This is a genomic window from Photobacterium sp. GSS17 (genome assembly GCF_028621875.1).
GTDB lineage: Bacteria > Pseudomonadota > Gammaproteobacteria > Enterobacterales > Vibrionaceae > Photobacterium > Photobacterium ganghwense.
The window spans coordinates 1,727,673-1,752,023 of the sequence record NZ_CP117518.1 but is presented as its reverse complement, the minus strand read 5'-3'; the positions used below and the strand labels follow the sequence as shown (position 1 = coordinate 1,752,023).

Sequence of the window (24,351 nt, the reverse complement as noted above, 5' to 3'; positions counted from 1 at the left end):
ACAGATAACGCCGGGCATCACAGCCCGGCGTTTTTGTTTGTCTTGTACGCTGCGGTGCGGAACAAAGATGCTTTCAGAACGGCTCTCTTCAGGCCGGCTCAATGTGCCTGAGCAAATCCGGCATGGTTGTCAGTGGTGTGACAAGCGGGTGGTCGATGTGCGGGGTATTGGCGCACGCCGTGAAATGAAAGGTCGGAATGTCTGCATTGATACCGGCCTGCACACCCTTGAGAGTATCATCGACAAATACACAATCCTGTAACCGGTAACCCATATTCATGGCGGCAAAGTGGATCAGATCCGGGTCAGGTTTCCAGCTGCAGGCTTCAAAGCCGCTGAACAGCTTGCCTTCAAAGTAGGGAAGCAGGTTAGTCAGGCTCAGGGTATGTTCCATTTTGTGCACCGGGCCATTTGACGCGATACACATATCAATCCCCTGCTCGTGGAGCGTCGCCAGTAATTCGGGGACACCGGGAATGGGTTTGAGATGCTGTTCAAACAGCTGACGGCACTCTTCACGGTACATTGGCTCGAGAACATCAATTGGCGTTCGCACTCCGGTTCGGGACCGGGTTGCCGCCAGAATATCGACAATCTTTCCACCCTGAAAATGCTGCAGGCATTCTTGAAGGGTCAGGTGTCCGCCAAGCCGTGAGAAAATATTAACCAGTGCCTGATTACACAGGATTTCACTGTCCACTAACGTGCCATCGCAGTCAAAAATCACGCAACGTGTTCTGAATTTGCTGTTCATCGTATGTCCCTGCTGCTGCATCCTCCATTCAGAGTGATAATCCAGGGCACTGGAATAGACAATCACCGGACATGGAATCTGTTAGCTGAATCGCTGGGAACTGGCATTCATCAGGTAAATTTGTGCTTCATGACGCAAATTCTGGCTGGGCCTTGTTGGGGTAATCTATCGTTCATCTCAATCATGACACCACTGGTCGGCCAGGATACGACAGCCTGCGATGCATAGGTTGTCAGAAAGTGTTGCAGGTATGGCAGGCCGGTTCCCGGACGGGCTTTCTCTGCCTGCAGAAAGTTCAGAATGGCATCTTCGTGATCGCGTACCAACGCGTACAAGTCGTGGTGATCCGTGGCGTCATCGGCTTGTCGGCGATAGCGCACGGCGTAAGGTTCCACCCACGGGATCAGGGTATCGAGCAGGGCTGGCCAGCTCAGATGCAACCAGTTTTCAGCGTCCTTGACGCCTTTATTTTCCATTTCCGGGTCTGCCTGCGGGCAATCCATTCCCAGTGGCGTTAGCCCGTTTTTCAGCAGTTTGGCGGTAACTTCTTCAACTTGTATCAGAAGTTGCCATTTATTGATATGGGTATCATCACTATACTGTTGAGCAAAAGCAGTAAAAAAGGCGATGCCGTAAAGCTCACCTCGATAGGCAGAAAATAGCGGATTCAGACACATGGCATTACTTGTGTTTCAGTCGGCAGAGCCGGGTGTGAGTTCAGGCAATCATTATAAGGTGTGGCTATGTCAGCATCCATTTTTCCTTCATGGCTGGGTGGTTATGAAGTCAGGGATCATATAAAAAATCCTAATATTTCCGTGGGGGAATATACCTATTACTCCGGGTATTACCACGATAAGCATTTTGAAGATCATTGCGTACGCTACTTACTGGGCGATCATTCCAGCCGGGCTGTCTGGGAATCCGGTATCTTTGGTGAGGTCGATAAACTCATTATTGGCAAGTTCTGTTCAATCGCTTCCGGCGCAACGTTCATGCTGGCGGGCAACCAGGGGCACCGCCATGACTGGATTTCATCCTTTCCTTTTGATGTCGGCAAGTTTGGCGATAAGGTTAAATCGGGCTTTGAACGAGACGGTGATACCGTGATTGGTAACGATGTGTGGCTGGGGACCGAATGTGTGATCATGCCCGGCGTCAACATTGGTGACGGCGCGGTGATTGGTGCGCGAGCGGTGGTCACCAAAGATGTGCCGCCCTACGCGATCGTTGTCGGGAACCCGGGGAAGGTCGTGAAAAAGCGCTTCAGTGACGAACAGATTGCGAAATTACTGGAAATGAAGTGGTGGGACTGGCCACTGGCGCTGCTGAAAAAGCATATGGATGTGATGTGCAGCAGTGATGTCGATGAGTTGTACCAGTATTATCTGGCGTTTAAAGCGAAGCTGTGACCTGTCTGTATGTTCAGGTGCTGTCTGTTCGGGGGGCCTGTTCAGAGGTGGTTTTAGGTTCCGGGGCCATTGATAAGCCGTGAAACAAGCAATCGGTACTGCCGTTGGGTATGTCAGCCGGTTGCCCGGCTGACGATTGGTTACGTTCGGTGGTACTGAATCCGAGGGTGTTGTGTCACGCTTGTACCATGTCGTAATTCTGACTGGCATGCTCCAGCGCCTCAATATCTGAAGCACACAGCAACGGCTTCAGGGCGGTAAACTTTTCTTCTGGCCAGTCGTAGATCCGTAAGGTCAGTAGTTTGTTTGTCACTGCTGCTGAAAAACGGTGGCGAAGAAAGCGGGCCGGTGAACCTCCAACGATCGTGTAGGGGGCGACTGACTGGGTCACAACGCTGTTAGCGGCAACAATTGCGCCTTCACCAATTGTGACACCGGGCATGATCATCGCCCTCATCCCAATCCAGCATCCGTCTGCCAGAATTGTGTCGCCCTTGCCCTGATAACTTTCTTCAATGGTGTCGGCGAATGGATACAATGAAAACCAGTCGTGACGGTGGGTATGATTGCCGCCCATCAGGATAACGGCTTCGGCACCGATACAGACATAATCGCCAATAAAGAGTTTGTCGATTTTCCAGCGTGGCTTCCAGTGACGGCTGACTTCATCGCCCAGCAGATAGCGTACGACAGACTGCTCGAAGCCATCGTCATAGGCATCGCTGTAATAGCTATGGGTACCTTTCAGGATAATGTTCGGGTTGGTGACGGTTTCATGCAACAGCGCTACGGTTGACCAGTGTTTGTCTGATTGGCCGGGCGACAGGCGAGGCGTTTGCCCAGCTTTTTCCCTTGCTAAACGATTCGCTCTGAGATTCTCCCTAAGTGTGTTCCATCCGGCCCAAATTCTTTGGGGTATTTTCGACAGAGCGGTTATCGATAACACCGTTGTCGATAGAACCAACTTCAATAAAGCCTTGCTTGATAATGCCATCGTGATCTCCGTGTGGTTCTCACTCGCGTCTGCGCCGTTTTCCGCGCATAGAGGAAGCAAAAACCTGAGTCTGAGTAAAGTGTGATGGCCACGGGGGAAAGGGGACCACCGCCTCTCATCATTCAAGCCGATGCTAAGGTCTTCGTTGTGGTCGCTGAATCTTTGTTAATCGTAAGGTGAGTGCGCACCCGGTGGCCGAGAAAACAGGCGTTCCCGGCCAGCGCTAGGCAATCCAGGGTTGCTGGAGGTAAGCAATAGTCGTCACAGCAGCACTTGCGGCAGCTTGTAAAATCAGCATGTTTGCTCCTGTGAGGAAAGTGAAAGTTGGACGAATCATACCCGGAGCCGCAATGAAGTCAATATGAGGTGGCCTCACGCCGGGCGCCGCCTTTTGTTCCAGCAGTGTTGCATGGCCAGCTCCAGCGGCGTGTGTGTCATCGCCGGATGTCCCCGCAACTTCCCTGTGATGGCCAGCTGCCCGCCTTGCTGCCAGAAGCGCCGCATTTTCGTGAATCCCCGAAATAAGGGGGAGAAGAGAGCAAGGAGTCCGAACAGCGGCCAATGCAGCGGCATCACACTGACGGGCTTGCCGCTCGACAGTGCAAGACAGCGGGCAATGTCCTGCATGTTGGCTTTATATCCCCGGTAAAAAAACACATCGAGTCCTGTGGGTTGGCACGGTTGAACAGTCAGGCGATGGACAAGGTTTTCGGCCAGATCAGGCAGAAACGTCCAGTAATGGCAAAGCTCATAAGGGCTGGGGGATTGCAGGATCAGTTTCTGGCTGGTTTCCTTGATCAGCATTCCGAGAAAGCTGCGTTGGAACTGATCATCCAGGCTGTAGCCAAAACACACCACAGAGACACTGGCACCGGTTGCGACCGCCTGCTGGATCCGGGCTGTCAGAGAGGCAGGCAGATGCAGGGGAAGGGGAGCCTTGCGCTGCCACAGCCAGTTGCCCATGGAATGATGAATGTCGTAGTGGTTGGTGGTCAGTACCAGATGGCGTTGATAACGGGCCACAAGTTCGATCAGTGTATCGAGAGAGAAACTGCATAGCGGGCCAGCACATGGATCCGGGAGATGCAAGAATACGGTTTCCGATTCGCTGACCAGTTGCTCCATCAGCGCATGATCATCCGGGGCCATTTCCGCAATCATCAGGTTGTCAGACAGAAAAACCGGCTGGGTATGATCGGAGATGGCGGCGACCACGTCCCAGTGGTGTTTGTTCAGCGCCTGGCAGAGTAGGTTGCCCATCTGCTGTTCTGCGCCGAGTACTAACGCTTTCTTCATAGTTACCTTCCACCTTGCGATTCATATCAAAGACAATCTCAACAAGTTAAGGACTTTTTGTGGGTATAGTACATAGATAAATCGGCATAGTGGGTATTTGATAATGCATAGCATTGAATGGGATAGCATCCGGATTTTTCTGGCCGTTGTGGAAGAAGGCAGCATGTCGGCCGCGGCGCAAGTGCTGGGGATGTCACAGCCCACCGTCAGCCGACAAATTGTTGCTCTGGAAGAAAAAATGGGGTTTAACCTCTTTGACCGCTCGTCAAACGGTTTATCCCTTACGACGGCAGGGGAGGGGTTATTGGAATCAGCCCGGGCAGCAGAGTTGGGCGTCAAAGGCTTTTTGCGGCAGGTGAATACCTGCATTGATAACCATCAGGGGCCTGTCAGGCTGGCGGCCGGTGAGGTGGCGGGGTTTTACTTTCTGCCGAAGGCACTTGAAGCTTTCGGGCGGGAATACCCGGGTATTGAGGTTGAAATTCTGGTGGAAAATCGTGGTGTGAATCTCAACAAACGGGAAGCGGATATCTGGATTGCCCGAGAGAAACCGTCCCAGCCAGATATGGTGGTCAGTTTATTGCATCAGGCACCAATCGGTTTTTATGCCCATCGTGACTACCTGCGCCAGCATGGTGTGCCAGACAGCTTGCATGATATGCATACCGGCCATTACCGCTTGATCGGTTACGACAGGCTGGAGGTGTATTCGCAAGCCGCCGCGCGGGTTGGCGGAACGGTGAATAAATCTCACTTTAGCTACCGGACTGACAGTTACAAAATGCAACTGGAACTGGCCCGGGCGAAAGCGGGGATCACGGTCATGTTTGCCAGTGTCGCGGCCCGCTATCCTGAGCTGGTGCCGGTGCTGCCTGGCGCCCCCATTCCTGATGCTCAGTGGTGGCTGGTCTGCCATCACGATGTCCATGTGAACCCCCGGATCCGTTGCCTGATGAACTTTCTGACCCAGTGGTTTCAGAAAGCGCCATTGAGCCTGGTGGGGTAACTGACAGAGTGGCCATTGTGCTGTGTGATCACCGTTTAAAATGAGTCCGTTGTGTAAAGTCCTCATCATCTTAAAGTGTTCAACGCGCTGGCCGGAATATGCGTGTGAGGTCCCAGAAGCAGTTTTGTACTGTTGATATTGTTGAACGATACTAAAAAAACTTGAGTGATACAGATCGCATCTGATGAATAAATCATCAAAAGTAAACGTTTTCGTTGCGGTTATTTTGATCTGAACCAGCGATTTTTCAATTTATTTTGCTTTTTCGGAAACAAAAGTTGAGTTATTCAAAAAAAATTGAATAATGTAATCAAAAGATATAATGCTGAGAGAATGCTGCTCCACACGTTCTCCTCAGCCGGTCTGTATGACAGATGTGTCATGGGGCACGCGTTGTCCTTGAGCCCACAATAATCTGATGAGATAACCATGAGCAACTCTCTAGTACTTGTAATCAATTCTGGCAGTTCCTCACTGAAGTTTGCCCTTATCGACACGGTAAGTGGTGAAGCGACACTGAGCGGTCTGGGCGAATGTTTTGGCCTTCCTGAAGCGAACGTCAGCTGGAAGATCAACGGCGAGAAACAGGAATACAAACTGGCTGATACAGGTAATCACCACCAGTTGGCCGTTGACCGAATTGTGACCCTGCTGGAAGAGCTGGGCATGAAGCAAGATATCGTTGCGATTGGCCACCGTGTGGTTCACGGCGGCGAAAAATTCACTAAGACAGTGAAAATCGATGAGGCTGTGCTGCAGGAAATCGAAAACCTGAGTGACCTGGCGCCACTGCACAACCCTGCCCACGTGATTGGTATGCGCGCAGCGATTAAAGCGTTCCCGACGCTGTCACAGTACGCTGTGTTCGACACTGCTTTCCACCAGACAATGCCTGCGAAAGCTTACACCGGTGCTATCTCTCAGAAACTGTACAAAGAATACGGCATCCGTCGTTACGGTTTCCACGGTACCAGCCACTACTTTGTCAGCCGTGAAGCGGCGAAAATGCTGAACAAGCCAGTTGAAAACAGCAACTTCATTTCTGTTCACCTGGGTAACGGCGCATCTGTGTGTGCGGTGAAAGGCGGTCAAAGCGTTGACACCAGTATGGGTTTCACCCCGCTGGCTGGTCTGATGATGGGTACCCGCTGTGGTGACCTTGACCCAAGCATCATTGAGTTCCTGCTGAAAAAAGGCTGGAGCCAGGAAGAAGTCTTCAATGAGCTGAACAAGAACTCAGGTCTGTTGGGTGTTTCCGGCCTGACCAGTGACTGCCGCGGTATTGTTGAGGCGATGGAAAACGGCCACGAAGGGGCAACTCTGGCGTTTGAAATTTTCTGTTACCGTGTTGCTAAATATATCGGCTCATACATGGTTGCTCTGGACGAGCTGGATGCCATTATCTTCACTGCCGGTATTGGTGAGAACTCGCTGCCTGTACGAAGCCAGATCCTGGCTAATCTGAAGATCTTCGGTTACCGCGAAGACGAAGAAGCGAACGCTGCAGCGCGTTTCGGCAACCGCGGTATTATCAGCAAGCCAAACACGCCAGTTGCGATGGTTATCCCGACGAATGAAGAGTGGGTGATCGCGAAAGAAGCGATGGCGCTGCTGCACGCCTAAGTGCGTCGTGAAGGCCACAACAGTTAAAGTTACAACAAAAAAACCGCCAGCAATGCTGGCGGTTTTTTTATGGCAATAACAGAGTCGGTTTAGCCGATATACTTTTTGTGAACACGGCGGGTGATGCCGGTGAACAGGGTGTAAGGCACGGTATCGCAGTAAGGAGCGACTTCGGCAGCCAGCAGGTTGTCACCCCACAGCTCGACTTTCGCGCCCACGCGAGCATCGTCGATATGGGTCAGGTCTACCGTCAGCATGTCCATTGAGACACGGCCAATGATGCGGGTACGCTGGCCGTTGACCAGAACCGGCGTGCCGTCTTTGGCATGGCGCGGATAGCCATCGGCATAGCCAATCGCCACGGTGCCGACTTTAGTCGGGCCGTCACACACGAATCGGTGTCCATAACCCACACCATCACCCGGCCCCAGTTCGCGCACCGCAATCACTTCCGAGGTCAGTGTCATTACAGGTTGCAGTTGTTCGGCCATTGGCTGAGCAGCTTCAAACGGGCTTGATCCGTACAACATCAGACCCGGACGCTGGAATTCACGGCGGGTGGAGGTATGCTCCATGGCCGCGGCACTATTGGCAATACTGACCGGCGCGTCAATGTCACGGGAGATCTCTTCAAAACAACTGATTTGCTGGGCGGTGATTGCACTGCCGAAAGCATCGGCGTCAGCAAAATGGCTCATCAGGACAATCTCGTTCACCTGCGGCAGGCTGCGTAATTTATCGTAGGCCAGACGGTAGTCCTGTGGGCTGACGCCCAGACGGTGCATGCCGCTGTCCATTTTCAGCCAGAAATTCACAGGCTGGTTCAGTTGACTGCGAGCAATGATGTCGATTTGCTCCAGGCTGTGAACGGCACACCAGAAGTTGTTGTCGCTGATGACGGGTAGTTCGTCTTCTGTGAAGAAACCCTCCAGCAGCAGAATAGGTTGTTTGATGCCGGCTTCACGCAGTTCAATGGCTTCTTCGATACAGGCGACCCCAAACGCATCGGCCTCGTTTTCCAGCGCGAAGGCCAGTTTCACTGCACCGTGGCCATAGGCGTCGGCTTTAACAATCGCAATAGCTTTTTGTTCTGGTGCGACTGATTTTGCCAGACGATAGTTGTGACGAAATGCATCTAAATTAATAGTGGCGGTGGCTGCTCTACCCATGTTCTTTCCTTGTGCGACTGACTACACTCAAGCGTTTACAGGAACGCCTTATGATTTTTATGTTTAGCTTTTATGTATTGTTACTGGATAAAAATTCACGGGTGGGCGATGGGAGAGGAGGGAATAAGGTTCACTTTCCGACGGCTTACATCCGTGTTCACCTGACGATTTCCCGTTTGATGGGGAATATATCCATGAAGTCGTGTCCTGAAATTTCATGAAATACTGGTTGGTCTGTTTGCTGTTTGTCTTATTCTTTAATTTTTGTGCTATCAGGTTGAGCCAACTGACGCGGTTTATGAATGAAGACATCTTGACTGCAATGCTGCAGTGTTTTCGACCAACTCGATCTTACGTTTTTCAGGCACCCATTCACGTATTCTACGTTTTGGTGAATAGTTATTTTTGACATAGTCTATACGAAATTTTAAAGAATGGTACTTTGAATTTTTAACAAATGTTAATCGTTAATACCGTTTTTATTTCTTGATGTAGTTAAATGTTCGTTATTTTGTGAATAATTTGAAGTCTCATAATGTTGCCAATGCTGCGGTTTTGATTTTTGCTTGGTGAAAATGCTGCATCTGCTGAAATTTTTAGCATCTTCTAGTAAAGAAGGTCATTATGAGAAAAGGACAGCTCAGTTTTGCAGTATTGATAGAAAGGTCGGTGAAAGAAGGGGTGTTAACATCAGCCCAACATATGGTCCGCCTAAGGGGAAAAGAGAGGAGAAGCCTGCCGGGTGAGCGTGAAATGAAAAGATAAGAGATGTATTGGGTGGGGGGATGTATCGCAGAGCTGCCAAAGAGAATGGCAAGCCCTGCGCCGGGAAGCTAATGTTATCTATCTATATATCTATCTCAGCCTATACCGTACTTCGCCTAAACCGTAATAACTTCCACGCCTCGCTCGGCAAAGTCCTGGATACAGCTTTGCGGGAAGAATTTGTCGGTGATTACTTTGTCGAAGCCGCTGATATCGACAGCATGGAAGGTCGCTACCCGACCATACTTCGACGAGTCGGTAACCAGATAGTTATTCTGTGCTGCCGCGACAATAGCCTTTTTGACCAGTACTTTATCTTCGCTTGGGGTAGAGATCCCTCGCAGGTTCCAGGATGACGTGGACACAAACGCCTGATCAATATTCATCTCACGCAGCAGGTTTGCCGCCTTTTCGCCGACGCAGGACTGATTGTGCCGGTCGACTTTTCCGCCCGTGTGGTAAAGCACACATTCCGAATTCGCCATTAGGTACGCCGCAATCGCAAAGTCATTGGTGATGATGGTTAAATCTGCTCGCTGAGTCAGCTGATGAGCGATTTCAAGGGTGGTGGTTCCGGCATCTAAATAGATGGTGGAGTGCGGGCGAATCAACTCTGCAGCGTGCAAACCAATCTTTACCTTCTCTTCCCGCTGCTGAGTGATCTTATCGTCATGCGGCAATTCAAGATGGATGGACTCGGTCAGCTGGACCCCGCCGGATACCGACATGACCCGGCCGTCAGCTTCCAGTTTGGCAATATCACGGCGGATGGTCATGTGTGACACATCCAGTTGCTGGGTCAGCTCATTGATACTGATGACTTGCTGGTTACTCAATAACGCCAAAATGGCTCGTTGACGCTCGGCAGGAATCATATTTCTCACTCATCTTTATTTATCAAACCCGAAAAAATCATAACACGATATCACGCAGTGATGTGAATATTTGTTAAGTGAAAGTGTGATGGTGTCAGTAACCTATTGTTATTGCATTTTTTAACATTCGTGTCGTTCTTTTCTTCACACACATTCACAAATAACAAATCACTCAATGTTAATTTTTGTGATGAGTATTGCAGTAATGTTTCGATTAGCAGCTAGAATCACAAACATGAACATTAATTCACAAAATATAACAATCAATGAGGGTAGTTCGATGAGCAAAATGCAATCGGTCGCGGTGATTGGACTCGGTTCGATGGGCATGGGGGTGGCGAAATCCTGCCTGCGTGCCGACTTTAACGTGTATGGCGTTGATGTGAATCCCGCCGCGTTAGAAGAGTTGGCGTCTTGTGGTGCCAAAGCGACTTCAACCAGTGCTGTTGCTTTTGCTCAGGAACTGGATGCGGTTGTCGTGCTGGTGGTCAATGCCCAACAAGTGCGTACCGTCCTTTTTGATTCTGGCCTGGCTGCGGCATTAAAGCCTCAGACCCCGGTGATGGTGTGCGCCACGATTTCTGCGGAAGATGCCAAAGCGATTGCGGCTGATCTGGCGACTTACTCATTGCCGATGCTGGATGCGCCAATTTCCGGCGGCGCTGTTAAAGCGGCGGCGGGTGAGCTGACCGTTATGGCGTCTGGTCCGCAAGCTGTCTTTGCCCAGTTGGAGCCGGTGCTATCGGCGGTAGCCAGTCAGGTCTATACCGTTGGGGAAGAGATCGGCATGGGGTCTACGGTAAAGATCATTCACCAACTGCTGGCCGGCGTTCACATTGCAGCGGGAGCGGAAGCCATGGCAATGGCGGCGCGCGCCAATATCCCGTTGGATTTGATGTACGACGTAGTAACCCATGCTGCCGGCAATTCATGGATGTTTGAAAACCGAATGAAGCATGTGGTGGACGGTGATTACAGCCCGAAATCCATGGTGGATATTTTTGTGAAGGATCTGGGGCTGGTGGCCGACACTGCCAAATCACTCCACTTCCCGCTGCCTTTGGCCAGTACGGCCCTCAACATGTTTACCACTGCCAGCAATGCCGGTTATGGGAAAGAAGATGACAGTGCCGTCATCAAAATTTTCCCGGGTATTACGCTGCCGAACAAGGAGTAAGGACGATGTTATTAGGTGTTATCGCCGATGACTTCACCGGTGCGACGGATATCGCTGGGTTTCTGGTCGCCAACGGGATGAAAACCATTCAGCTAAACGGCGTTCCGCAGGAAGCCGTGTCAGTAGAAGCGGATGCGGTTGTGATCAGCCTGAAAAGCCGCTCTTGCCCAGTCGATGAGGCTGTGGCGCAGTCGGTCAGCGCGCTGAAGTGGTTACAGGCTCAGGGTTGCCAGCAATTCTATTTTAAATATTGCTCGACGTTCGACAGTACACCGGAAGGCAACATCGGCCCGGTGACAGATGCGCTGCTGGACGCGCTGGACGAGGCTTTTACCATTATCTGTCCATCATTGCCGGTCAACGGCCGTACCGTGTACCAGGGGCATCTGTTTGTGCAGGGCGATCTGCTCAGTGAATCCGGGATGCGAAATCATCCGGTTACGCCAATGAAAGATGCCAACCTGATGCGCCTGATGGATGCCCAGGCAACCGGAAAAACCGGTCTGGTGAGCTACCGAGAAATTGAGCTGGGGGCTGACAATGTTGCGGCGCGTTTTGCGGAACTCAAACAGCAGGGCTATCGCTATGCCGTGGTCGACACGCTTAACGATCAACATCTGGCTGCGATTGGTGAGGCTTGCCGCCATCTGACACTGATCACCGGCGGCTCCGGACTGGCTGCCGGGATTGCGCAAAACTGGTCTGAGTCCCTGTCCGATCAGTCTGACGCGATGCAAGCTGGCCAGCCGGTTTCTGGCCCCACCGTGATTTTATCCGGCTCCTGCTCGGTCATGACGAACCGTCAAGTAGCGGCCTACCAGCCGCAAGCACCGCACTTTGCGCTGGATGTGAAACGGTGCCTGAGTGAATCCAACTATGTTGACGTTGTGTTTGACTGGGTGGCCTCTCATCTGGGCGGCAAGTTGGCGCCGATGGTGTACGCCACCGCTGAGCCGGAAATGCTCCATGCGATTCAGGCGGAATTTGGTGCGCAGGCATCCAGTCAAGCGGTTGAACAGTTTTTCCATCAGCTGGTTCAGCGTTTGCAACAGCACGGCGTGACCAACTTTATTGTCGCAGGTGGTGAAACCTCCGGCGTGGTGACGCAAAGCCTGAAGGTAAAAGGTTTCCACATCGGACCGCAAATTGCACCGGGTGTACCGTGGGTTAAAGCCATCGACCAGCCACTTTCGCTGGCGTTGAAATCCGGCAACTTTGGTGACGAACAGTTCTTTACGACAGCACAAGGGTATATCCATGACTGAGCAACAATTAAGAGAGCAGATGGTGAGCCTGGCGCGTTCCATGTTTGAACGGGGTTATGCCACTGGCGGCGCGGGAAACCTCTCGCTGAAACTGCCTGACGGTCACTTTCTGGCAACACCAACGGGTTCGTCGTTTGGTCGTCTGGACGCTGAGAGATTGTCGGTGGTAGACATCGACGGTCAGCATCTCTCCGGTGACAAGCCGTCGAAAGAAGTCGCGTTCCATCTGGCGATTTATCGTAATAACCCGGCGTGCAATGCCATCGTCCACTTGCACTCAACTTATCTGACCGCGTTGTCGTGTCTGGAAGGTCTGGATCCGGACAATGCGATTCGTCCTTTTACACCGTACTACGTGATGCGGGTTGGACAACTGCCGGTGATCCCGTACCTGCGTCCGGGCGACCCACAGATTGCCACTGAGCTGGCAAACCGCGCGGCGGATTACCGGGCGTTTCTGCTGGCCAATCATGGCCCGGTGGTAACCGGAACGGATTTGTGTGACGCCGTGGATAACGCCGAGGAATTGGAAGAAACCGCCAAGCTGGCGCTGATGCTTGACGGCAAGGCAATCCGTTATCTGACTGACGGTGAAGTCACTGACCTGAAAGGGAGAGGGAAATAATGGCCCGTTTTGCTGCAAATCTTACCATGCTGTTCACCGAGCAGCCGTTTCTGGAGCGCTTTGCGCTGGCCCGTGAGGCTGGGTTTAAGGCGGTGGAATTTCTGTTTCCGTACGCATTCGAAGCCGATGAATTGGCTGCACTGTTACAGGAAAACCAGCTGGAACAAGCGTTGTTTAACATGCCGCCGGGCAACTGGGACAGCGGTGAACGAGGCATGGCCGCTTTGCCGGGGCGTGAAGCAGAATTTCGTGACAGTGTGGACACCGCACTGCATTACGCCAGGGTGTTAGGGTGCCCGAAAGTGCATGCCATGGCCGGGATCATTGATCCTCGCTTCAGCGACGAGCAGCACCTAGAAACGTTTGTCGCCAATATTCGCTACGCCGCCGACCAGTTCGCGCAGCATGGCATTACGCTGCTGATTGAGCCGTTAAATAGCCGGGACGTACCGAACTATTTCATTGCCCATCAGCGGGATGCGGCGAAGATTATCGAGCGTATAGATCGCCCGAACGTGAAACTGCAGTTTGACGTGTATCACGCCCAGATCATGGACGGTGATCTGACGACCATGATCGGGGATCTGGCGCAGACCATTGGTCACGTCCAAATTGCTTCTGTACCGGCTCGTCATGAACCGTCAGAGGGCGAAGTGAATTACCCCCATATTTTTGCCGCGCTGGATCAGGCGGGCTACAGCGGCTGGATTGGCTGCGAATACAACCCGAAAACAGGCACAAAAGAAGGCCTGAACTGGGTAACACCGTACCTGTAACAGGAAGTACAAATTAGATATCACGACAAGGACAATCCTATGAACATCGTAATTACTGGTGGCGCCGGGTTTTTAGGCGCCATGCTGACCCGTACCCTACTTAACCGCTACCCTGATATTGCCTCACTGAAAGTGGTGGATCGGGTGCCACTACCGGAAACGGCGATCACTGACGCGCGCATTTCTTCTGTGGTTGCAGATATCACCAATGCGGCTGATGTCGACATGATTGTCGACCAGGAAACCACCCATGTTTTCCACCTTGCGGCCATTGTGTCGAGCCACGCGGAAGAAGATTTCGACCTGGGGGTTAAGGTTAATCTGGTCGCTACTCAACTGCTGCTGGAAAAATGCCGTCAGGTCAATCCGGCCATCCGCTTTGTGTTCTCCAGTTCGCTGGCGGTATTCGGTGGCGAGCTACCGGCGGTGATTGAACCGATGACGGCCACTCAGCCAAGTTCCTCCTATGGCACCCAGAAAGCCATGTGTGAGCTGCTGGTAAACGACTACGGCCGTCGCGGTCTGGTCGATGCCATCACCGTGCGTCTGCCGACTATCTGTATCCGTCCGGGCACGCCAAACAAAGCCGCGTCCTCGTTTGTCAGCGGGATCATCCGTGAGCCGCTTAAAGGCGAGCGTTCCAACTGCCCGGTTGCACAGGATCTGCCGCTGTGGATCTCTAGTCCTGAAACGGTGATTGACAACATTATTCACGCCAGCCAGTTATCGGCGGATGCCATTCAGGGCTTCCGTACCTTTAACCTGCCAGGGATTCAGGTTACCCCGGCCACTATGCTGGCGGCGATGGCCGAAGCCGTCAATCCTGCGCGGGTCGAGCTGGTCAGTAATGAGCCGGATCCGGCGATTGAACGCATTGTGGCGAGCTGGCCGCAAGCGTTCAACAATGAAAAAGAACGGGCGCTGGGCTTTAAGGCCGATCGTGATTTTCAATCGGTGTTGGCTGCGTATCTGAGTCAGTATCCGGTCTCGGAAGAGGAGGCGGTGTAATGTTACCTATTTCAGTTATTGGTTTGATTATTGCTGTATTTGTTCTGATTTTTCTGGTTCTGCGTACCCGTGTCCACGTCCTGATTGCCATGTTGGCGGCAGCTTGTATCGCCGGTTTGATTGGCGGCCTGAGTGTTGACGATACCATGGCCGCAATCAGCAAAGGCTTTGGCGGCACACTGGGCGGTATCGGGATTGTCATCGGCCTTGGGGTTATGATGGGCGCCATTTTGGAAACATCCGGCGCCGGCGAATCTATCGCCTACCATTTCATCAAGTGGCTGGGGAAAAAGCGTGAGGAAATGGCGCTGGCCATTACCGGTTACATTGTCAGTATCCCTGTGTTTGTCGACAGCGCACTCATTATTCTGTACCCGATTGCTAAGTCGCTGGCGAAAACGTCACAGCGTTCTATTCTGACGCTGACTGTGGCACTGGCCGGTGGTCTGGTCGTGGCGCACCACTGTATTCCGCCGACACCGGGACCGCTGGGTGTGGCCAGCATTTTCGGGGTTGATATCGCCTCTATGCTGGGTCTGGGTCTGTTGATTGCTCTGCCATGTATCTACGGCATCGTTATGTACGCTCGCTGGCTGGAGAACCACTTCCCTGAGTACATGGCACCACCAACGCTGGCACACGAATCCGGTGATCTGAAGAAAGTTCATGACGACTACATGGCGTCGAAGGCGTCGAAAACCCTGCCGTCATTGACCAAGTCTATTATGCCGATTGTGGTACCGATTCTGCTGATTCTGGTGAAATCGCTGATGTCTCTGGCTGAAAAGCAGCTGGGTATGGAAGGGCTGTCGGTCAGTGCCTTGGGCGCGACCATTAACTTCCTGGGTCACCCGGTAATTGCTCTGTCAATCAGTACACTACTGGCGGTTTACACCCTGACACCGTACCTGGACAAAGCAACGACGACACACAAGCTGGAAGAAGGGATCTCAACTTCAGGGATTATCCTGCTGGTGACCGGTGCCGGTGGTGCGCTGGGGAGTGTGCTGCGTGAGTCAGGTGCTGGGGCTGAAATTGCCAACCAGATTGCTGCGCTGTCAATTTCACCTATCATGATTCCGTTTATTATCGCCACTCTGGTTCGTGTTATTCAGGGCAGCGGTACCGTTTCTATGATTACTGCGGCATCCATTTCTGCACCTGTACTGGCTGAAATGGAAGGAATCAACATGCTGTTTGCTGCCTCTGCGGCAACCATGGGCAGCCTGTTTGCTGGTTACTTCAATGACAGCTTGTTCCACATCGTGAACCGTCTGATGGGCGTAACCGAAGTACGTAAGCAACTGGTGATCTGGACGGTTCCAACGACAATTGCCTGGGCAATTGGCGGTACGCTGGTGATGATTCTGAACCTGCTGTTCGGCACTCACGGTAGCTGGTTTGACCCTGTTGTTCCTCTGCTGGTACTGGCTGGCTGCATTTACTTTGTAAAGTCGCAAAGTAAGCCGATGGTGCAGACGGCTCTGTAGGCGCCTCTCCTCTATTCGACTAAGCAAAAACCGCCCATTCACGGGCGGTTTTTTTATATCAGGCAAACGCTGAGGCATTATTCTTTATAACTCGGATCCAAGCGATCCAGTTTACGCATCAGTGCCGGCCAGATGAATTCACCGTCGAGCCCCTGTACTTTCAGGGCTTCGGTAATGGAGCTGACGACTGTCGGCTCAATATGAATGAGTTCGTTTCCGCCGGACTGGGCGGCTAGCTGTATCTGACAGGTGGTTTCGAAGGCATACATCGCCAGGAAGGCATCGGCGATGGTGTTGCCCACCGTCAGTAAACCGTGGTTGCGCAGCATAAAGAAAGTGGCATCTCCCAGGTCACGTTGCAGGCGCGGTTTTTCATCTTCCCGAACGGCGACGCCTTCATAGTCATGGTAGGCCAGTGACGACAAAACAAAGGTAGACTGCTGGCTGATCGGCAAAATGCCGTCTTTCTGAGCACTCACGGCGACGCCGGCTTTGGTGTGGGTATGCAGCACACAACCAACGTCGTGGCGGGCATCGTGAATACAGCTGTGGATGGTAAACCCGGCCGGATTGACCGGATGAGGACTGTCGCTGAGCTTGCGGCACTGCTGATCCACTTTGATGAGGTTGGAGGCGGTGATTTCATCAAACATCAACCCATACGGATTGATCAAAAAGTGGTGCTCTGGCCCTGGAATGCGGGCACTGATATGGGTGAATACCAAATCGGTCCAGCCGAACAGGGCGACCAGACGGTAACAGGCGGCCAGTTCGACCCGTAGTTTCCATTCTTCTTCAGAGACCTGATGTTTCAACGAATTGCTCATACTCACCTCCTGTGGGCGATGTTCCATATAATGTTTTATACGATGTGGTGTAGCCCCAAATGGGCACTGTCCACTAAGTCTGATTGTACTGTCACTTGCTGGTGGGCTAGGTAAGGCTTAGTTCTGAACGGCGTCCACCGTAGCCCGATGCATTTTTTCCTGCGCCGGCTTATAGAGCGAGCGCACCGGTTTGGCAAACACCTTACGAATCATAGGTTCAAAAAAGGTAAGAGGCAGGGTGTCACCTTTCGGGTCGAAGGCCGGGGAGTCGTATTTGGTCACAAACTCCAGGGTGCGTTCAAAATAGGGATGATCCTGATAAGCATCTCGCATATACCTGTCCATATTCAGGTAATGGAAGAAGTAGTACCCCTGGAAAATGGCGTGATGCTTAATCATCCAGTGATTTTCTTCACTGACAAATGGTTCGATCAGAACCGCTGCCACGTCGGCATGGTTGTATGAGCCCAGTGTATCGCCGATATCATGAAGCAGCGCACACACCACGTATTCTTCATCCTTACCGTCGCGATAGGCGAACGTGGCGGTTTGCAGACAGTGAGTCAGTCGATCAACCGGAAACCCGCCGAAATCGCCACTCAGTAAATTCAGGTGAGTCATGATTCTGTCTGGTAACTCGGCGGCGAACTCGCCAAATTCTTTCGCAATAATTTGCCAGTCTTCAGCCGTGCCGTTCGCCATGTCGGTAAAAGCGGCTTTTGGGGAATCATAAAGTGCCATCATCTTTTTCCTTTTGTTAACGATTTGTTTAATGAGAGCACAGAAAAGCCCGGCAAAATGTTAAATCATTGACATTGTACTGAGTAATTATGACGTAGGCTGAGTCCATGATAGATGTTAACAAGGTGTTACAGGGGTGTCCGATACTGTCCGGATTGCCGGAGCAAGGGATTGCTGAAGCCGTTGCCATCGCAAAAGTGCGGAATTTTGAAGAGAAAGCGCTGATTTATGACAAAGGTGATCGGCATTCTGCGTTATCGGTGATTGCTGAAGGTGCGGTACGGATTAATTCTGTCAGCGCAACCGGACAGGAAGCCACGTTGATGATTTTTGAGGCTGGCACCTGGTTTGGCGATAACGTGTTTTCGCCGGGTATGGCAAGAGTCTACGGAGCAACGGCACACAGTAACGTCACCCTGATTGAATTGCCGGGTGATAAGTTCCGCCAGTTGTTAAGCAAATACCCTGAAAATTACGCCGTCGCACTGGATCTGCTGAGTCGGCGTTTATGGTCGGCGATCTCGGTGATTGAAGATGATGCGCTCCGAGGTATGGAGGCGCGTATTGGCCGTCGATTGTTGTTGTTGGCGGAATATCAGCGCGGCCAGTCTCTGGGCGATCTGCCATTCAGTGTGCGGGTGACCCGTGAACATATTGCCAACATGATGGGGATGACCCGACAGGGCGTGCATAAAGTGCTGAAGCAGTTTGAACAGGCAGGCTTACTGAAACTGGAATACGGTCGGGTCACCGTGCTGAACCCTGAAGTGATGGACCACTACGTACGAAAACTGGAATAGTTCAGTGAACCAGCCCCTGAGGCTGCTTTGCTGAAAGCATCGATGTGTGATTATTGAAGCAAGGAGGCTCAGAATGGAATCAACCCCACTTATATCCATCGGATTACCGGTATCGCTGTTTATTATCATGACCGGTATCGGCATGACACTCACCAGTGCTGACTTCCGCCGGATTGCCCTGCAACCACGAGGGCTGGTCATCGGAACATTCGCCCAGATCGTGATTATGCCTATCCTGGCATTCGGGCTGGCCTGGGGGTTGAATTTATCCCCGGCGATGGCTGTCGGGTTGGTCGTCATTGCCGCCTGTCCGGGAGGAACAACGTCAAACCTGTTTGTTTTGCTGGCTCGCGGTAATGTGGCACTGTCAATCTTACTGACCGTTTCCGCCAGTCTGCTGACGATTCTGTCACTGCCGGTAGTGACCGGCTATGCCCTGGAGCTGTTCAGTGGCACGGCGATGACCTTTACTTTACCGGTCGGTAAAACGGTCGCCATGATGGCTGGGGTGGTGCTGCTGCCTGTCATGATCGGTATGGCGATTCGTTACCACTGGTCTGCTTGGGCGCTACGGGCTGAAAGCTGGGTCAATAAGTTAGGCGCACTGACCCTGTTTTTGCTGGTGATCAATATTGTTCTGAATATTGGCGCACAATTACCGGCGCTGTTGGTTCAGGCTGGCCCGGCGGCGCTTCTTCTCAACGGGTTAGGTGTCTGTGCCGGGGTTATATCCGGAAGGCTGGCCAGACTCCCGACAGCGGACTCGCTGGCTTTAGGGGTTGAGTTGGGAGTGAAAAACAGCACTCTGGCGTTGATGGTTACACTGACGTTACTGGGCTCCAGTGAAATGTCATTGCCGATTGTGGTGTATAGCCTGAGTATGTTCCTGCTGGGCGCGTTGCTGGTGGTCGGTGGCCGACAAGTGCAGAGGTCATCTCTGGCAAGCAAAGCGTGAAGTGTATCCTGCGGCTTGGAAACCTTTGTTACTGGGGGTCTGAGGGATGTGAGAGTCAAAATTGTTGAATAGCATCCAATAAACTAAAAAATAATTGATATTTTGTGGTTGTAGTTGAGTGTTGCAGCAGTGGGTTGCCTTGTTTATTGGTTTGAGGTGATGGTTTATCAAGGCACCATTCAACTTTTTCTGTAAGTCTTGTTTGGCTGCACGACTATACGTATTGCAGACTGTCTGGCAAAGATGGTGTGTTTTGATCATTCTTACAGGTTTTTGTATGGTTTTTCATCTATTTTCTGAGGCTAGGATGGGGCATGCGATGGTTTAGCTATGTATCCCGCCTCAGTTTCCTATTCTCACATAGTAAGGTGATATTCAAAAAATCAGTTAATGATTAAAATAATTTTTGCATTAATAAAATTATGTGATAAATTGGCTCCAGATTTGAGACATTCAAATCGAAAGCATTTTCACTACTTCCCTCTCAGGGAGGTGGTATAAGGCTCAATAGCATTGAAAGATGGTGTTGGCCTGACACTGGGGGCACCCAGACTATCCTGCTTGGAACACAGGATTTTTACGGAACGGGAAACGGCCCTGAGCGCAAGCTCAGGGCCGTTTTTTCATGTATCCGTAAAATTTTTGTACCAGAAAAGGCTGTCGTATTCCGGGTGGGTGACGTGATACCAACCTCCGGGTTACCAGCGTTGGACGAGTCCTGAAAATCTCGACGAGGCTGAAGTTGCAAGCCTTGTCATGGAAAATATTGTCCACAAAAACCGGCGTGGCCAATATTGATGTCACAGGGCTTTACGCTACGGAGCTTTTCGTTACGGAGTTTTTCGCTGTGGAACATTACGCCACAGGACTTTACGTGACAGGACTTTACGCGACATTACTCTATGCCACAGGGCCTTGGTTAACCGCGGTCAGCGGCTGATTGACATCAAAAATGTAGCCCCGGATATCCCGAATGCCCATTTGTGTCAGTCGAGCTGAGTGCATGTCCAGATACGCTTTAGCGCTTTCTTCGTCCTCAAACAGGTAGACCCCGCCTGCACGTTGCTCGGCCTGGTTTTCTGTCCAGATTTTCCAGATTAAACCTGGTTCCTGATTGATCGATTCTGCCAGTTCGGTCAGTGCCCTCGCCATTTCTTCACCAAAAGGGCCATTAAATTCAAAATCGACCTGTAGTAATTTTGCCATGTTTCACTCCTTGTTAATTGAGCCGACGAGTCTGTAGAACCAGCTGGTTATCTACTGGCTCAGTAGCAGCTTGTTTCGGCATTATTATGAAGGAGTGAGTGGGTTTTTAATTGGAACCGGCGCTCAGAAAAGCAGACTCAGACTGAATAGATCAAGCTGAATAAGCCAGATTCATCTGCAGGCCGCATGACAGTACCAACATGACAATGCAAACATGGCGAGTAAATAAAATAGAAAATGCGGCCTGGAAACAGCACATGGCAACCAGTTCATGACAACAAAAACTGAGGCATCCAAGAAGAGGATAAAGGGGCTTCATTACTCGATGATGCCCCTTTATAGAAGCCATGTCCGGCCTGAAAATCATTTATTGGGTTGCTATCCTATTGGGTCGCTATTTTCTATTGGGGGTCTATCCGATGACTTTGGATAGCAGGCCAAGAGGTTAGCGGGATAACAACGTTCCTTAATCCCTGTTCAGCCATTGATTGTCCTGATCAGCCACATATTCCTTGTAGCCGGCTTCCCATCCTTCAATGGCCAGGCGCTCATGAGACGTGTTCAGGCACTGGCCGGTATACTGCGCTCCTTTTTTCCCTTGTTTATAAGTTTTGTAAGGCAGGCAGTAGTCTTCAATCCCTTCCCGGTATCCCAGCTGATAGAGTTCATACGCGTCTTCTTTCAGCGGGGTTAGCTGATTGAGTTCATCTTTGGTTCTGACCAGGCGCCCGTTTTCACCGTCCTTAATGCCCAGCGCTTTCCATCGGCTTTCTTTTGCCAGCTCGGTATCGTAAGACTGTCCGGAACAACCTGCCAGAACGAAGGCTGCCACAAGTAACATCAGGTATTTCATTCTTTACCTCCACAGCGTTTCACAGGTAAGCCAGGTTTATTATCGATTGTGTTTCGTGCCGCCTGGTCCGGCACTTTCTCCCTAAGTATAAGGCCACATATAAAAAAGGGCTTTCTATCGAAAACCCTTTATTGAGACTAACTGCTTTGATTTGATTGCATAATTTTGCTTGGCGCGGCGTGCGGCCAGTACATGCCGATGTAATTCCAGCCGACCCAGAACACTAGTCCGGTCGCCACCATGATTTCAAAAATGCCCAGGTTTTCAAGCCAGGCCCAGTGTGGAAAATCCTGGCTTAGCCACTGGGTCAGACGTTCCAGTGCCACTGCACTGATCACCGAGGGGAAGGTCAGAGCAGCCAGAGATGGCTGAAAACGCTGGCGCAGCAAATCGAAATAGCACAAATAAACCAGAATCGTCATGGTAATTCCAACACCAGCCAGAGCTCCGGTCAGAACCGGATCAGGATGCTTGACGTTCAGCAGGTATGCCGTGAGTGACAGGTTAACCGGCGCAGCCATGATAGCCAGCGTTGGTCGGGCAGGGCGGGGCATTCGTCCGGCAAAACACAGGCGATAAAGCACGACCGGCAGCATCAGAAAGTAAATGGTGATGCACAGGTTGGTCATGGTCAGTGCGAACTGGTGATGGCCCAGTAGTGGACCGGCCAGCGTTCCGCTGATTGCGCCCACTGGGTAAAGGAACCAGCTTGGATAGAGATGGGTCAGACGGAATTTTCTTAACTGATTGAAAAAGAAAAACACCATCATAGAAAAATGGAGCGTAAGTGCGGGATACCAGAGTAACCGCGCACATTCGATATGAATGGTAGCCAAATAATCGGCCAGAACCATCAACGACATTGAGATAGGAGCCATAAGGCTGCCGTATAGCGGATGACGCAGATCCTGAATGAACCGATCCCGGTTGAGCAGGTACTTCAGAATAACCGGCAGCAGCAGCCCTGCGCCAGCTAACGCAAAGAGACCGCGGATCCAGCTGGCCTGAGCCGGAAAAAACAACGCCCATGCCAGCCCTGTTCCGGTCGTAGCCAGAGCCAGTGCCGCTTGTGCGGTAGGAACGCGTAGTAATGTCGTGGCAAGTGCCGTCATTGTAATTAATGCGCCTTTGACAAATAAGGAACAAAGAAAACGATATTTTACACAGTTATTTAACGAAAATCGGCACTTGAGGGCCGGTGAATTACACGATGGGATCACAATTTGAGCAGCGAGGATCGAAACTCAGTTTGCCAAAAATAGAATTTCGTACCATATTTAATTTGTGACCTGTCATTGAGCTGTTCGATTCAAGCCTGCGGATGTATGGGCTGTGTTCTGGAGAGGCTCAGGGCGACAGGAAGCGGGTTGATGTGAATCAACCTTACCGGGAGAGGCATGAAAAACCAAACCTGGATGACAATTTGGAAAGTGACAAAACAAAACGTTTATACTTCTTCGCCAAAGACGCAATTGTCCGATTTAAAGAATTGACTGCATCGGACCCGGCATACTCAACGTAATGAGTGGCGAAGCCTCAAGTTGTTATTATCAACGTCCTTGATGTGCTGTTGTTCGGGTACATGAGGCACAACAGAATAGAGATAGAGAGTAATTCTTAATCCAAGCCGCACTGCAATGGTGCGGCTTTTCATTTTTTAGCGCTCTCGAGATTGCTGTGTGGCTGTTGTGATTGCCGTGTCTGCCTTCGTCGGTTTGATGACTGGCGTTCTATGTGAAACCACTGATGGTATCTATTTATTGGTTTTTATGGATGTTTTTGAGTTTATAACGCCAAAGCCCTGGACGCAGATGGTCCAGGGCTTTGTTGACGTGGTTTTGGCTACGCAGTCAGGCCATTGACTTCCGCCACCGCTTCACTCAGCGTGAATTTCCCTTTTTCATCTTTAACTACTCGCCCCATGGCAACATCCGGATCGTGAGTCAGGACGATGCGGCCATTACGGGAGAGCAAATCGCTCAACAGGGCTTCTTTTTCTTCAATCAACCCTTCCGGGAAACGGTCGTACCCCATCGTAATAGGTAAATGGACCCATGGCGCGCCGGGAATGAGATCGCCGGTGAAGACGACAGGGCCGTCAGGCATCATGATCTCCGGCAGGATTTGCCCCGGGGTATGGCCATCACTGAAATGGAAGCGCCAGTCAGGCCCCAGTTCCGGCACGTAGCCATCGTCGTTGACCAGAATAACCCGTTCGCTCAGTGCGAGTGGCTCCATGATATCGCTCAGGTAAGAGGCTCTGTCACGTGAATGTGGCTCCAGTGCTCGGGTCCATTGTCGGGCACCGGTGATGAACTGGGCATTAGGGAACAGCAGTTCACTGGGTGAGTCCGATTGCCAGGCGGAAAGCAGTCCGCCGGCATGGTCAAAATGGAGGTGGGTAAGTATCACGATATCGATATCTTCATGGCTAAGGCCATGGGCCGCCAGGCTTTCCAGTAACACGTGGTGATTTTCCTGAACGCCAAAGCGGGCTTTCAGGTCAGGGGAGAAGAATGCACCGATACCGGTTTCAACCAGAATATTGCGGTTCGCTTCTTGTACCAGCAGGGCACGGCAGCCTAAACGAATACGGTTCTGTTCATCGGCTTCCATCCAGCGGCTCCACAGGGCTTTGGGCGCATTGCCAAACATGGCACCACCGTCCAGTTTCTGGCTGTTGCCAGTCAGGGTAGAGAGAATACGCATACTGTCTTCCTTGAAAGTGTGGTTA

At 51.5% G+C, this 24,351-nt stretch carries 23 protein-coding genes; 11 read left to right on the top strand and 12 right to left on the bottom strand.

Annotated elements, in window-relative coordinates; genetic code table 11:
• Nucleotides 1-88: 88 nt before the first annotated feature.
• A complete protein-coding gene (gene yieH / locus PGW97_RS24290; RefSeq protein ID WP_273860089.1) occupies nucleotides 89-754 on the bottom strand; it encodes a 6-phosphogluconate phosphatase in 666 nt (221 codons plus the stop codon).
• 110 nt (nucleotides 755-864) lie between these two features.
• Entirely contained in the window at nucleotides 865-1,431 is a 567-nt protein-coding gene (locus PGW97_RS24285) for a hypothetical protein (protein ID WP_273860088.1), read from the bottom strand.
• Between the two features lie 66 nt (nucleotides 1,432-1,497).
• Between PGW97_RS24285 and PGW97_RS24280 the strand changes: the two genes are divergently transcribed.
• Complete coding sequence (locus PGW97_RS24280) at nucleotides 1,498-2,166, top strand: CatB-related O-acetyltransferase (protein WP_047884996.1); 669 nt, start codon at nucleotides 1,498-1,500, stop codon at nucleotides 2,164-2,166.
• A gap of 175 nt (nucleotides 2,167-2,341) precedes the next feature.
• On the opposite strand, the gene PGW97_RS24275 is transcribed toward PGW97_RS24280, so the two are convergent.
• Nucleotides 2,342-2,992, bottom strand: a complete 651-nt coding sequence (locus PGW97_RS24275; protein WP_273860658.1) for a CatB-related O-acetyltransferase — start codon at nucleotides 2,990-2,992, stop codon at nucleotides 2,342-2,344.
• Between the two features lie 540 nt (nucleotides 2,993-3,532).
• Nucleotides 3,533-4,456, bottom strand: a complete 924-nt coding sequence (locus PGW97_RS24270) for a hypothetical protein (protein ID WP_273860087.1) — start codon at nucleotides 4,454-4,456, stop codon at nucleotides 3,533-3,535.
• 103 nt (nucleotides 4,457-4,559) lie between these two features.
• On the opposite strand from PGW97_RS24270, the gene PGW97_RS24265 reads away from it, so the two are divergent.
• Nucleotides 4,560-5,462 (top strand): LysR family transcriptional regulator, encoded by a 903-nt coding sequence (locus PGW97_RS24265; RefSeq protein WP_273860086.1) that lies wholly within the window; start codon nucleotides 4,560-4,562, stop codon nucleotides 5,460-5,462.
• Between the two features lie 429 nt (nucleotides 5,463-5,891).
• Entirely contained in the window at nucleotides 5,892-7,085 is a 1,194-nt protein-coding gene (locus PGW97_RS24260) for an acetate/propionate family kinase (protein WP_217393538.1), read from the top strand.
• An 89-nt stretch (nucleotides 7,086-7,174) separates the two neighbouring features.
• On the opposite strand, the gene alr is transcribed toward PGW97_RS24260, so the two are convergent.
• Nucleotides 7,175-8,254 carry an alanine racemase gene (gene alr, locus PGW97_RS24255; protein ID WP_273860085.1) on the bottom strand — a complete coding sequence of 360 codons (1,080 nt, stop codon included), beginning with the start codon at nucleotides 8,252-8,254 and terminating at the stop codon, nucleotides 7,175-7,177.
• Between the two features lie 881 nt (nucleotides 8,255-9,135).
• A complete protein-coding gene (locus PGW97_RS24250) occupies nucleotides 9,136-9,894 on the bottom strand; it encodes a DeoR/GlpR family DNA-binding transcription regulator (RefSeq protein ID WP_047885001.1) in 759 nt (252 codons plus the stop codon).
• A 235-nt stretch (nucleotides 9,895-10,129) separates the two neighbouring features.
• On the opposite strand from PGW97_RS24250, the gene ltnD reads away from it, so the two are divergent.
• The 6 genes from ltnD to PGW97_RS24220 are packed head-to-tail and all read left to right on the top strand — an operon-like array spanning nucleotide 10,130 to nucleotide 16,235.
• Entirely contained in the window at nucleotides 10,130-11,071 is a 942-nt protein-coding gene (ltnD, locus tag PGW97_RS24245) for an L-threonate dehydrogenase (protein WP_273860084.1), read from the top strand.
• Between the two features lie 5 nt (nucleotides 11,072-11,076).
• A complete protein-coding gene (otnK, locus tag PGW97_RS24240; RefSeq protein ID WP_273860083.1) occupies nucleotides 11,077-12,336 on the top strand; it encodes a 3-oxo-tetronate kinase in 1,260 nt (419 codons plus the stop codon).
• Nucleotides 12,329-12,961, top strand: a complete 633-nt coding sequence (gene otnC, locus PGW97_RS24235) for a 3-oxo-tetronate 4-phosphate decarboxylase (protein WP_273860082.1) — start codon at nucleotides 12,329-12,331, stop codon at nucleotides 12,959-12,961. Before otnK ends, otnC begins: the two co-directional genes overlap by 8 nt.
• Nucleotides 12,961-13,737: a 2-oxo-tetronate isomerase gene (otnI, locus tag PGW97_RS24230; RefSeq protein ID WP_273860081.1), complete on the top strand. Its 777-nt coding sequence runs from the start codon at nucleotides 12,961-12,963 to the stop codon at nucleotides 13,735-13,737. The genes otnC and otnI overlap by 1 nt, the downstream gene beginning before the upstream one ends.
• Before the next feature lie 39 nt (nucleotides 13,738-13,776).
• Nucleotides 13,777-14,745, top strand: coding sequence for a D-erythronate dehydrogenase (denD, locus tag PGW97_RS24225; RefSeq protein WP_047885006.1), 969 nt, complete (start codon nucleotides 13,777-13,779; stop codon nucleotides 14,743-14,745).
• Nucleotides 14,745-16,235 (top strand): GntP family permease, encoded by a 1,491-nt coding sequence (locus PGW97_RS24220; protein WP_273860080.1) that lies wholly within the window; start codon nucleotides 14,745-14,747, stop codon nucleotides 16,233-16,235. The genes denD and PGW97_RS24220 overlap by 1 nt, the downstream gene beginning before the upstream one ends.
• 77 nt (nucleotides 16,236-16,312) lie before the next feature.
• Here PGW97_RS24220 and PGW97_RS24215 read toward each other — a convergent pair whose 3' ends face one another.
• Together PGW97_RS24215 and PGW97_RS24210 are read right to left on the bottom strand one after the other, a co-directional pair.
• Complete coding sequence (locus PGW97_RS24215; protein ID WP_047885009.1) at nucleotides 16,313-17,062, bottom strand: class II aldolase/adducin family protein; 750 nt, start codon at nucleotides 17,060-17,062, stop codon at nucleotides 16,313-16,315.
• 117 nt (nucleotides 17,063-17,179) lie between these two features.
• Nucleotides 17,180-17,803 (bottom strand): HD domain-containing protein, encoded by a 624-nt coding sequence (locus tag PGW97_RS24210; protein ID WP_273860079.1) that lies wholly within the window; start codon nucleotides 17,801-17,803, stop codon nucleotides 17,180-17,182.
• 107 nt (nucleotides 17,804-17,910) lie between these two features.
• On the opposite strand from PGW97_RS24210, the gene PGW97_RS24205 reads away from it, so the two are divergent.
• Nucleotides 17,911-18,603: a Crp/Fnr family transcriptional regulator gene (locus tag PGW97_RS24205; RefSeq protein ID WP_273860078.1), complete on the top strand. Its 693-nt coding sequence runs from the start codon at nucleotides 17,911-17,913 to the stop codon at nucleotides 18,601-18,603.
• Nucleotides 18,604-18,676: 73 nt separating this feature from the next.
• Complete coding sequence (locus PGW97_RS24200; protein ID WP_217391352.1) at nucleotides 18,677-19,558, top strand: bile acid:sodium symporter family protein; 882 nt, start codon at nucleotides 18,677-18,679, stop codon at nucleotides 19,556-19,558.
• Between the two features lie 900 nt (nucleotides 19,559-20,458).
• On the opposite strand, the gene PGW97_RS24195 is transcribed toward PGW97_RS24200, so the two are convergent.
• From PGW97_RS24195 to PGW97_RS24180, 4 genes are all read right to left on the bottom strand, one after another.
• Nucleotides 20,459-20,764: a monooxygenase gene (locus PGW97_RS24195; RefSeq protein WP_273860077.1), complete on the bottom strand. Its 306-nt coding sequence runs from the start codon at nucleotides 20,762-20,764 to the stop codon at nucleotides 20,459-20,461.
• A 466-nt stretch (nucleotides 20,765-21,230) separates the two neighbouring features.
• Nucleotides 21,231-21,617, bottom strand: a complete 387-nt coding sequence (locus tag PGW97_RS24190; RefSeq protein ID WP_273860076.1) for a DUF2799 domain-containing protein — start codon at nucleotides 21,615-21,617, stop codon at nucleotides 21,231-21,233.
• A gap of 137 nt (nucleotides 21,618-21,754) precedes the next feature.
• Nucleotides 21,755-22,729, bottom strand: a complete 975-nt coding sequence (locus tag PGW97_RS24185; protein ID WP_047885014.1) for a TDT family transporter — start codon at nucleotides 22,727-22,729, stop codon at nucleotides 21,755-21,757.
• 730 nt (nucleotides 22,730-23,459) lie between these two features.
• Nucleotides 23,460-24,326, bottom strand: a complete 867-nt coding sequence (locus PGW97_RS24180) for an MBL fold metallo-hydrolase (RefSeq protein WP_273860075.1) — start codon at nucleotides 24,324-24,326, stop codon at nucleotides 23,460-23,462.
• Nucleotides 24,327-24,351: the final 25 nt, after the last annotated feature.